8 protein-coding genes are annotated in these 10,105 nt (G+C 70.4%); all 8 read right to left on the reverse strand.

Annotation, left to right across the window (positions count from 1 at the left end):
• On the reverse strand, positions 1 to 163 hold a 163-nt coding region (locus tag CM1CMNOD_RS01885; protein WP_193616676.1), incomplete at its 3' end, for an SAM-dependent methyltransferase.
• A gap of 156 nt (positions 164 to 319) precedes the next feature.
• Entirely contained in the window at positions 320 to 2,188 is a 1,869-nt protein-coding gene (locus CM1CMNOD_RS01890; protein ID WP_013871993.1) for a hypothetical protein, read from the reverse strand.
• Positions 2,188 to 2,880 carry a hypothetical protein gene (locus CM1CMNOD_RS01895; protein WP_013871994.1) on the reverse strand — a complete coding sequence of 231 codons (693 nt, stop codon included), beginning with the start codon at positions 2,878 to 2,880 and terminating at the stop codon, positions 2,188 to 2,190. The genes CM1CMNOD_RS01890 and CM1CMNOD_RS01895 overlap by 1 nt, the downstream gene beginning before the upstream one ends.
• Entirely contained in the window at positions 2,877 to 4,601 is a 1,725-nt protein-coding gene (locus tag CM1CMNOD_RS01900; RefSeq protein ID WP_013871995.1) for a GMC family oxidoreductase, read from the reverse strand. The genes CM1CMNOD_RS01895 and CM1CMNOD_RS01900 overlap by 4 nt, the downstream gene beginning before the upstream one ends.
• 285 nt (positions 4,602 to 4,886) lie before the next feature.
• Complete coding sequence (locus tag CM1CMNOD_RS01905) at positions 4,887 to 5,918, reverse strand: 1-aminocyclopropane-1-carboxylate deaminase/D-cysteine desulfhydrase (RefSeq protein WP_013871996.1); 1,032 nt, start codon at positions 5,916 to 5,918, stop codon at positions 4,887 to 4,889.
• A complete protein-coding gene (gene lnt / locus CM1CMNOD_RS22730; protein ID WP_013871997.1) occupies positions 5,915 to 7,621 on the reverse strand; it encodes an apolipoprotein N-acyltransferase in 1,707 nt (568 codons plus the stop codon). Before lnt ends, CM1CMNOD_RS01905 begins: the two co-directional genes overlap by 4 nt.
• Positions 7,622 to 7,693: 72 nt before the next feature.
• A complete protein-coding gene (locus CM1CMNOD_RS01915) occupies positions 7,694 to 8,146 on the reverse strand; it encodes an SRPBCC family protein (protein ID WP_013871998.1) in 453 nt (150 codons plus the stop codon).
• A gap of 250 nt (positions 8,147 to 8,396) precedes the next feature.
• The coding region (locus CM1CMNOD_RS01920) for a hypothetical protein (RefSeq protein ID WP_131773808.1) at positions 8,397 to 10,105 on the reverse strand (1,709 nt) is incomplete at its 5' end.

Raw genomic sequence — 10,105 nt, forward strand, 5'->3', positions numbered from 1 at the left:
TCACTTTTTCGACAACTTCCCGGTCGACCGGGAAGTTGTCCTTGCCGCCGAGATAGTAGTCGTACATCCGGGCGGGTGTGGGCCGGTCGGAGCGAATATCCACGTCCGGCCCCCAGCTGCCGTCCGACGCGGGGGTGCCCGATGTAAAGGTCGAATGCGCCATCACTTTGACATCCTACGATATTTCTCGCCATGTGTTTGCCGACTCGACTCGACTCGGCTGGGACTGTCGTGACGGCCCGCCGGCGGTTACTCCTGGTCGCTCTTTCTGGCGACGCCCGCGAACGACCATTCGGTGCGTATGGTGTCCTCGTCCGCGTTACGAGCTGGTCGGTTCGACGTCGTCGCCGCGAGCGTGCTGGGACGGGACGGCCGGCGGGCCGCCGTGGGCAATGCTGACCGGGGGTTCGATGAGGAATGGCTCCACCTGGCGGTCCACGGGGGTGAACCATGGCGCGCCCGACACCGCGTGCGGGGTGAAACGCCAGCGTTTCGGCACCCTGCGGATCCCGACCGGGTAGATGGTCAGCGATCCGTCCGGGCCGATGTGCAGCCGCAGGAGGTTCTTGTAGTCGGCGATCCCCTGCGCGGCGAACAGCTCGTTGGTGTTCAGGCCCGCGAACCGGTCGGCGAGCCAGAGATAGCCGGCGAGCAGTTCGATGGCGGCGAGCCCGCCGAGCACGGTCACCAGCGGCAGCACACCGGCCAGCAGCCAGGTGTCCGGCAACGGGTCGACCACCGCCACCACGGCGGCCAGCAGGGCGACCGCCAGCAGGAGCTGGGCCAGCCCATGCGCGGCTCCGACCGCCAGCCCCCGGGCGGTCCGGCCGCTCTTGGTCAGGGCCACCCCGGCGCCCAGGACACCCAGGCTCAGCGCCAGCCCTGGCACGTTGTCGACCAGGCCGGCGAACAGGTCGCCGGTACCGGCATCGCGCAGCCCGTCGGCGATGGCGTCGAGGCGTCCGGTGGCCTTCGGCCTGCCCGCGCTGGCGGTGGCGCCGATCACCAGCGCCAGCAGCAGGTGGATACCGCCGAGCAGGCCCGCCAGCCCCGGCGCGAACGCCGGCAGGCGGACGATGCCGGCGGCCAGTCGGCGAGAGGTGCGCGCGTCCGGGAAACTCGTCTCGAGCTGGTAGTGCGCCGGCGGGTCGGTCCTGCTCGGCGCCCGCGACGCCGGTGGCGGCAGCGTCAGATGCTGTGGCAGGTGGTGGGTGGCGGACAGATAGGCCCCGCCACCGCCGGCGGTGAACTTCTGCGTGTCACCGTCGACCTGGCGGTAGCGCGCATAGTGGTGCAGGTCACCGGCGAGGGAGACCCGTACCTGCGCACCGGCCTTGCGGATCACGGTGCGTTCGAAGTAGTCGAGGACGGCGAACGCCTCGGCGTTGCCCTCGCCCGTGCTGACCCAGCTCGGTTTCGCCGAGCACAGGATCACCGCGTCGCCAGGCCGCATCTGCTCGGCGACGTCGAGGAAGTACCGGCGCTGCGGGTCGTCGATGTAGGAGTCGAACTGGATGTCGATGCCGAGCAGCCACCACCGGTGCGGCAGTTTCACCGCGAAGTAACTGCGGGTCTGCTCGGTACGCCAGCCGCCGATGGTGGAGCGCTGGCAGAACACCCGCATGAAGGCGGTGAGCCCGTCGTACCAGTCGTGGTTGCCGGGAACGACGAACAGCTTCGGCTGGGCCGACCGGGCCGACTGGGCCGGCTGCTCGTCGGTCCCGGGCGGCGCGGTGGGCGACGCCACGGTGGGCGACGCCACGGTGGGCAGCGCCGCCCGGTAGGGGCCGATCAGTTTGTTCTCGTAGCCGGTGATGCTCGGCGTCGGATAGCACTGGTCGCCGCCCATCACCAGCAGCTGGCCCCGCGGGGTCGGCGAACCGGCCAGCTGAAGGCCTGGCGCGGCAAGCAGCGAGGCCACCGTGTACGTCGAGTCGAAACCGTCGCCGAGGTCGCTGACATAGTCGAACCACAGCTCGTCCTGGTCCGACAGGTCGGTCGCGGGGGCGGCCGGCAGCGCGGCCATCGCCTCCCGCTTGTCGGCGTAGGAGCCGAGCACCTCGCTGATACCGACACGGACGGCAGTGCCGAGCAGCAGGGTGGGTGACAGCCAGCGGGACATCGACGCCCGTACGAAACCGAGCGCCTGCTCGCTGTCGTCGGCGGGCCGAGGCGGGGTACCGGACATCAGGTCCCGCCCTCCTGACCGTCCCGCGGGTCGTCTCCGTCCCACGCGTCCTTCTCGCCCGTGTCCTCCTCGTCGTCCCCGCGTCCGAGGGAACGGCCGTAGACCTCCCAGAGATCGCCGAGGAACAGCCGGCCGAACTTCACCAGGCCCGCCGTGCCACCGGCCGGACCGGACGTCCGGAACGTCGTGAGCTGCCACAGGAAGTCGGGGATGTGGATGGTGACGATGCCGGCGCCGACGATCCGGGCGGTGGATTCACCGGCGGCGTCCACATGGCCGGCGAAAATGCGGGTGTAGAGCGTCGAGGTGTCCCGCCACAGGTCGAATCCGGGATCGTCGTGGACGTCCTTGAACCCGCTGAGCGTCAGCGGGTGCCCGGCCGCGTCGCTGAACGGCAGCCGGTAGAGCATCCGCCGGTGCCCGGGGGTGTCGCCGACGAAGAGGTTGAAGACGCCGTTGCCCACCGGGCGTTTGCCGCCCAGCGCGTCGCAACGGACGTATCCGCTGGCGGTGGCCTCCCGCAGCCGGTCGGTGGCGAAGGCGTCCACGTTCTCGGTGTGGATGGTCAGGCGGAAGGACAGCGCGGTCCCGTCCTCCCTGCCCTGGTCGTATCCGCGTTGGGGATCGGTTTCGTCGAGGGTGAGGAAACCCTTCATCTTCTCGGTGAACCGCAGGCTGGTGGGAGGGGTCATGGCTGTGTCTCCAGGACGGGGCCGGCATCCACGGCATGTTCGGCGAGCCGGTCGGCGAAGGCGGCGATGGTCAGCGACGGGTTCGCCCCGACCGGTCCGGGCAGGGCGGCGCCGTCGGCGACGTACAGGCCGGGGTGGTTGAACACCTCGCCCCATTCGTCGATGACGCCGGTGGTGATGTCGGTGCCCATGGAGGCGCCGCCGAGAGGATGCACGGTGATGACCCGGGACAGCAGGGTCAGCGGATTCCGGTGGTATTTGCCGCCCATTTCCTCGGCCAGGTCCTCCATGAGCCTGTCCAGGCGCTCAAAGTACGGCTGGCTGTCCGCCGGATAGTTCTCGATCTGCAGATAGTCGTCGCGTACCGAAATTTTTCCGGTGGGAATGTCGCGCCCCATGCCCAGCAGGGGCATCGCGCCGGCGGACGCCTCTCCCGGGCCGAGCAGCCGGCCGACCAGCGCGCCGATCTGGCGGGACGGACCGCCGGTGAGACGGGAACGGATCAGCTCGTAGACGGTGCGGACGATCCGGGACGCCTCGTTGTCCAGGTTGGCCGCCTCGACGAGCCATTCGGCGAAACCGGGGTAGCCGGCGTCCTCGATGTAGCAGCCGCGGTCGGCGCCGGGGCCGCCGCGACCGCCGGTGTGGCCGCCGGCATGGCCGCCGTGGCTGTCGACGGCGTCGGGGACGCGGACGGCGGTCGTGATGACCGGGGCGTGCGCGCTGCCCAGGGCCGGGCCGGGCACCCCGCTGACGAAGCCGAGCAGGTCGCCGTTGCCGCTGAAGCGTCGCCCGAGCATCCGGGAGATGCCGGGTAATGCGGCGCGGTTGCGAAGCAGCAGGTAGGTGGTGCCGAGCGTGCCGGCGGCAAGGACGAGACGATCACAGGTGATCGTCCGCTGGGGGAGCGCGGAGGTGGCGACGACATCGCCGGGGGTGTGTACCACGTATCCGACGGTGTACCCGCCGCCGTCCCGTGGGGTGATCGAACGGGCCTCGTGGTGGACGCGCACGTTCGCGCCGTGGTGTACCGCGGCCGAAAGATAGGTGTGGTCCAGGGTGTTCTTGCTGCCGTAGTTGCAGCCGAGGTCGCACTCGCCGCACAGCACACAGGTGATCCGCGGCCGACCGTGGATGTTGCCGTAGGCCGGCTCACCGATGGGCGCCCCCGGTACCGGCGCGTCGCCGCCAACACCGAACGTGACCGCCAACGGCGGCTGCTCGGCGGTATATCCGAGCCGTTCACCGGCCTGCTCCAGCAGCTCGGTCCGGCGGGAGGCCTGATAGCGCGGCTGCCCCTTGGGGAAGCGCTGCACACCTATCGTCTTTTCGACGGCCGCGTAGTGCGGTTCCAGGTCGGCCCGGCTGATCGGCCAGTTCTCGTAGCCCTCGCCGGCGGGCGCGTCGCGGACGAACCACTTCTCGTCCTTGCGGAGCAGGACGTTGGCGTAGATGAGCGAGCCGCCACCCAGCCCGCTGGAGACGACCGCCTCGAAGTCGGCGAAGGACCAGACGTCGAAAAGGCCGTGCCGACCCTGGCTCGGATCCCAGAAGTTCGCCGCGATCTCGGTCGGGGAGCGGGCGAACGACCCCGGTGGATACGCCTTCCCCCGCTCAAGCAGGACAACCCTGTGGCCTGCCTCGGCGAAACGGTAGGCGGTCACCGCCCCACCGAATCCCGAACCGACAACCACGACGTCCGCGTGTTCGTTCCCGCCCACCTGTCCCCCAGGCCCGCCCGCGGCTCGCCGACTGGAAACACCCCACTCACGGGCGTGACGAGTGAACCACGCCCAGCCGCAACCAAAACAGGGCGGGTCGCTGTCCACAGTCCGACACCGGTCCCCGCGACGCGTGGCCTGGCTTCATCAACCCGCTCCTGACCTGCCCTGGGTCCGGGTGCACGCTTCGGACCGCGGCGGTGCTTGTTTCCGGCGTCGGATACCGGTGTGTTCGTGGACGGGTGTCGCCATCGCGCCCGCGAAAAGTTGGGAGCCGGCGTGGGATCAGGCCCGCACCGGATAGCTGGCCGCTCTCGGGTGCTCGTCCGGGCCGGTGATGATGGCCAGGACGGTACTGCCGGGGGTTATCGTGCCGCGGCGGGTCAGCTCGAGCAGGCCGTACATCATCTTCGCGACGTACACCGGCTCCAGGGCGATGCCGTGGCGTCCGGCGAAGTCGTCGATGAACCGCTGGAGATCCGGTGGGCGGCGCGCGAAACCGCCGAAGTGGAAGTCGCACTCGACATGCCAGTTGTCGGTGGCGTGACCGAAAGTGGCGCGCTGGAGGCCGTCGACGACGTCCTGGAGAAAACGGCCGCCTTTGAGCGCGGAGAATCCGATGGCCCGCTGGCCCGGGCGCAGGTTCGCCGCCATACCGGCCAGGGTGCCGCCCGAGCCGCAGCCGCAGGCGACGATGTCGAAGGGTGACTCGACCTCGTCCGGGATCTCGGCCAGGATTTCGGCGCAGCCGCGGACACCGGCCGGATTGCTGCCGCCCTCCGGCAGCGGGAAGAAGTCACCGAAACGCGCCCGCAGGTCGGCGAGCACGTCCGGTTCGTGTTTCCGGCGGTACGTCGACCTGTCCAGGTAGGTCAGCCGCATGCCGTGGGCGACGGCGGCCGACAGCGACCAGTTCAGCGGCAGGTGTTCCTCACCGCGGATCACGCCGATGGTGGTGAAACCGAAAAGCGCCCCGGCGGCGGCCGTCGCCCGGACATGGTTGGAGAACGCCCCGCCGAAGGTCAGGATCGTCGATTTCCCGGACGCCGTGGCGTCCACCAGATTGTATTTCAGCTTGCGCCACTTGTTGCCCGGTAGCACGGGGCTGATGAGGTCGTCACGCTTGAGCAGCACCCGGACCCCGTGCCGAGCGAACCGCTCGTCATCCAGCTCCTCGACCGGCGAGGGAAGCCGCACCACCCCCGGACGCAGGGCTGTTGGTGACAGGGCCTCAGAGCGCAGGGCTTCGAGGCGTGGAATTCGAGAGTGCTCTGCCCCCGGGTCCGAAGCCTCCGGACTCGGAGACTGCATGTTCATGTCGACGCTCCCTGCGAATGTCGTGACCGCCGGGTGGCGTGCAGGGCGGCGGTGATGCCGGCGGTGGACAGGATGACGAGTGAGCCGATCGGAACCCAGTTGCCGAAGCGGTCGTAGAGGGTCTGTCTGGTCGCGAGCGGTATGTCGGCGCGGTAGGCGCCGCGTTCGTGGGTGTCGAGACGGACGAGTTCGCGGCCGGACGCGTCGAAGACGGCGGAGACGCCGGTGAGCGTGGCGTGCACCACCGGGCGTCCCGACTCGACGGCGCGCAGCGCGGCGAGGCTCGCGTGCTGCGCGGGCGCCCAACTGCCCTGGAAGGTCGACGTCGCCGACTGCACGATGATCACTTCCGCGCCCATCCGGGCGAGCCGGCGTCCCAGGTCGGGAAAGGCCGACTCGAAACAGATCAACGTCCCGAAGCGCACGCCCGCCGTTTGCATGACGGTGAGCTGATGGCCCGTCCGGCGGTTCTCCGCGGCCGCGTCGGTCACCGAAGCCAGCCAGTCGAACACTGACCGCAGCGGGATGTACTCGCCGAACGGCACCAGGCGCATCTTGTCGTAGCGGCCGCGCGGTCCGTCCGGGCCGATGAGGACCGCCGTCTTGTAGATCCCGTCACCAGGCGCCTCCGACCGCTCCCGTGGGCCTGGCGAACCAGGTGGACGTGCCCGCTCCGGGCCGCCGCCGTCGCGGGTCGGCCCTTCGGCGGAGCCCGGTGAACCCGTTGAACCCGGTGGGGCCGGTGGGGCCGGTGAACCATGTGCACCCGACAGATCGTCCGGTGCACCGAGGGTTCCGGTTCGGCGGGCGTCGGTGTTGACCAGGATGTCGGCGCCGACCGCGCGGGCCGCCGCCTCGATCCGGGCCAGGTGGGCGGGATCGTCGGCGAGGTCGAAGCCGACGCTGCTCTCACCCCAGACGACCAGGTCGACACCGCTGCCCGCGAGACGCCGGGTGGCGGCTTCGCTCGCGGCGAACCGGGGTTCCACGGCGTGGACGACACCCGGCTGGGCGCCGCCGAGACGCAGCGTCCCGGTTGCCGGGGGAGTGGGCCTCAGTACCGCCGCGCCGCTGACGGCGAGGGTGACGACGCCGACCGCCGCCAGGCCCGCGATGATCCGTCTGCCGGCCGGCGCGCCTGGGATCCCGACCGCGGCCAGTGCCAGCCCGACGGCGGCCAGCACGAAGCTGAGCAGCCACACTCCGCCGAGCGAGGCGAGCGCCAGCACCGGCCGGCTGTTCCACTGGCTTGAGCCAAGCAGTGCCCACGGGCCGCCGAGCCCCTGCCATGATCGGAGAAATTCGCCGGCCACCCAGGCCGACGGCACGACCAGCAGCGCCCACGCGAGCCTGCGGGCTGACGGAGACTCGCGCAGCGCCGCCCACACCGTCACACCCCACAGCGTCCAGGTTGCGCCCAGTATCGCGGTGAGTACGAGCAGGAATGGTCCGGCGTTCGGAGCCAGCCAGTAGCAGGCCACCAGGAAGAATCCGGTGCCGCCCCACCAGGCCCGTACGGCCGCCTCCCGCCTGGTCGACGCGGTGCGGACGACCAGCATGAGCGGTACGAGCCCGACGAAACCGAGTACCCATATCCCTGGTGCCGGGAAGGCGAACGCCGGGATCGCTCCCGCCAGCCCGGCGAGCCCGCGGGCCGGCAGCCGGCGACCGGTTGTCCTGCCCGGGCGCTTCCCGCCGTCCATGTTGCGATGCTGCGACCACTTCGAGCACCCGCGCAAAGCAGCGCAGCAGGTGGGCCGGTTGTGTGGATCAGCTCAGGCGGAGGGCACCAGCCGAGGGGCGAGCTTGTCGAGGACGCCGTTGTACAGCTTGCGGATGCCGATCGGTGCGAAGGTCCGTTCGAAGAATCCACCGATGCCGCTCGCGCCGGCCCAGCTCGTCTCCACCGACACCCGGGTCGTGCCCGAGCTGACCGGCTGCACCGTCCACACGGTCCGCAGGGTGGAGTTCTGGTCGGCTTCGACCAGGGTGCGGTCGGGCTCGGGCGCGGAGACGACCGCCTCGACGGTGCGGACGCGGCTGCGGGTCGCGTGCAGCTTGTAGCGGATCCGGGTGCCGGCGCCGGTGCCGCCCTCCAGCACCTCGTAGTCCGTGATCGTTTCTGGCCAGGTTTCGGCCCGGACGCCCTTGTAGTCGCCGAGCGCTTCGATGACGGCGGTGGGCTCGGCCGTCACGACCCGGGCCACGGTCACCTTGATCTCTGCCATCCGATCTCCATTCATGGTCGTAAACAGCGCGGACAGCTGGCCTCGGTCCTGTCCTGGCTCAGGCCGCCTCCGACGGACGCCGATCGTGCGGACGGCGCCGAGACAGCCACCCGCAACCACCAACATCCATCGGACACGACCTACCCGCGTCCCGCCAGGCACATTCGGCGTTATGGCACCGCGACGTTAAGACATTGCGACGTTAAGACATTGCGACGTTATGGCATCGTGGTGCCAGGACGTCGCGGTGTCAGGGTGTGTCGAGCAACCACAGATCCACACCGTCGACGTGGCGGCCGGGGCCGCCGGCCAACTCGGTCAGCAGTTTCACCAGCTCGTCGCGATGGTCGCTCGGGCCGAGGATGACCGCGTCGAGGTCGAAGCGGTCGAAGGTGGCCCGCAACCCGGGCTGCCGCAGCGCGTCGTCAGCGGTGCTGGCGCCGGTCGCGACCGCGATGAGGGCCGAGTTGAGCGGGTCCGGCTCCGGGTGGAAGCTGGAACGTCCGTTACGATCGGGAACCGTACAGTAGCAACCGGGTATGGCGAATCGGAAGTCCGCCTGAGCCTGCCAGAGCATCGCCACGTTCTGCTGCGGATACGGGTAGGGCACGACGAGCGCGGTCGATCCCCCCGGTAGGGCGTTGCTCACCTGCGAGCCGGTGAAGAACGCGGGGGTGGCCGGCGAGAAGGCGAGCAGGGACGCTGGCACCAGCGGAACCAGGGCGACGACGGACACACCGATGGTGACAGCGCGGAGCCGGGGCGGCCGTGCCTGGTCCAGCCATATGGCGATCATGATGCCGGCCGCGAGCACGACGTAGAGCGACAGCCGGGACGGCAGCGCGTTGTGCAGCACCGGCCCCAGTTCCAGCACGCGCCACGGCAGTGGAATACCCGTGTTGTGCCCGCCGACGTGCAGATGCGGGCCGAGTGAGAGGACCGCGGCGACAACCGCCAACGGCGCGCACAGGGCCACCAGTCGGTTGCGCCGCAACCGCACCGCGATGAACAGCAGCAGAGCCAGCAGGGGCAGGCCGAGATAGCCGCTGACCTCCACCGCGTTGCCGGTGAACGTCAGGCTCTCCCGGACGGCGAAGTCCGGCCCGAACGCCTGCAGGGGCGTGGGTGTGACGAACGTGAGCAGGTCGGAGACGGCGACGTCCGGCGGCTGGATCGAGCCGTGCACCCGTTGCGGGCCGAAGAACTGGGTGGCCAGCGGCCAGGCCAGCGCCGCCGCGGCGACACCGGCGCAGATGGCGAGCCCGCGGATGGCCGCGCCCGCGCGGGCGCGGACCTGGTCGCGGTACTGCAGGCACAGGATGGCGATGGCGACGACGGCGACCACCGCCGAGGTCGCCAGCACCTCCTCGCTGATCAGCGCCTGGGCGGCCACGGCCACCCCGAGCAGGACGCCTGTCCGCCGGATGTTGCGCTGCCGGACGAGCAGGTCGTCCATGAGCAGCAGCAGGATCGGCGGGAAGGGCACGAACGACAGGTGCAGGTGCCCGTAGGAAGCGCCGATCAGGTACGGGCCGAAGCCGTAGAGCAGCCCGGCGACGGCGGCGGGCAGCGCGGCCGTCCAGCGGCGCACCGCCAGGAACATCGCCCAGCCCGACAGCGCCGGCGCCAGCGTCGTGAGCACGTGGAAGGTCACCAGCGGGCCGGCGAGCATCGTGATCGGCGCGGCCAGCACGCCGAGCAGCGGCACGCCGGTGCTCCACATGATGTTGACGCCGTCCGGCGCGTTCAGGAACTGCGTGACAAAGGGGTTCAGCCCGTGCGTGAGCGCGTACGGCGTCCACCCCAGGTACCAGGAGAACAACACGGCGTCACCGCCGCCGTAGACCGTCCCGCCCAGATCGGTCCAGCCGTCGCGGAAGAGCAGCACGGACAACCCGCAGAACGCGACGAGGACGGCCAGCGCGGCCGGCCACCGCCGCGCCCGCGTCGGGCGCGCCC

Origin of the sequence: Protofrankia symbiont of Coriaria myrtifolia (assembly GCF_900634755.1) — a bacterium.
Classification (GTDB): domain Bacteria; phylum Actinomycetota; class Actinomycetes; order Frankiales; family Frankiaceae; genus Protofrankia; species Protofrankia coriariae.